The following is a 902-nucleotide window of genomic DNA, read 5'->3' as shown; positions in this document are numbered from 1 at the left end:
AAATTTGAAAGGAGGAAAGACATGAAATCTAAGTATGCGAAAAAATCATATATAGAGGTAATATGTTTTGGTGCAATTATTGGTCTGATTACTGAATTATTGAATTTTTATCCTAATGATGATTTATGGGGTTGGAGTTCTATTGCAAGCTCTTTTGGCTTTTGGATATTCTCAACAACATTTGTGATTTACTTTAGTTCTTCAAATAAAAATGCAATGATAAATACCTTCTCATATTTATCCAGTATGTGTATCAGTTATTATTTGTTACAAGGTATCATTGATTTTTTCACCCCAAATGTAACAGTTGATAAGTTTCTCCAATGGAACCATCTATTCCACTGGATTGGTATAGCTGTTTTTTGCGGACTTGTAGCTTATGTCTTGTTCTATTGGAACAAAAAGACAGTTTGGGGTAGTGTGTTGTATGCACTTCCTGTTGCGGGGATGTTAGTTGATACGATTAACAACTGCATGAAGTTCTACTATTCGCAGACAAATTTAGCAAACAGCATTTTGGGTATTATATTTCTTCTCATTATGTTCGTGGTGCTATTTAAGAAAGTAGATAAGAAATGTATATTTGTGTTTGTATTAATCGTTGTTGCGTTAATCGGCTTCATACTGTTCCCAACGACTTCTCAAAGTATTACAATGGAATCTACTATAACTTGCGAATTAGGCGGTGAAACTGAGGTGTTTTACATAAAAATGAGGGATGACGGTAAAATATTAGAAATTGAGGGTGACGAAACAGTTTATGAGGAAATAGATATTAATTCCTTAAAAACTATTCCAGAAGTAGTCCATGCATTGCAAAACTATTACGAGAGCAAAGGCGGAGCATGGAAAATGGAATAACTTCCAATTTGTAGAGTTGATTTAGCGAACAATTTTAAATT

At 33.0% G+C, this 902-nt stretch carries 1 protein-coding gene; it reads left to right on the top strand.

From position 1 onward, the window contains the following. On the top strand, nt 1-861 hold an 861-nt coding region (locus tag TY07_RS17505), incomplete at its 5' end, for a DUF6518 family protein (RefSeq protein ID WP_207638328.1). Nucleotides 862-902: the final 41 nt, after the last annotated feature.

It is taken from the genome of Clostridium saudiense (genome assembly GCF_000577815.1).
GTDB classification, from domain to species: domain Bacteria; phylum Bacillota; class Clostridia; order Clostridiales; family Clostridiaceae; genus Clostridium; species Clostridium saudiense.
The sequence above is the reverse complement of the archived record's forward strand: the minus strand, read 5'-3'. Positions and strand labels throughout refer to the sequence as shown.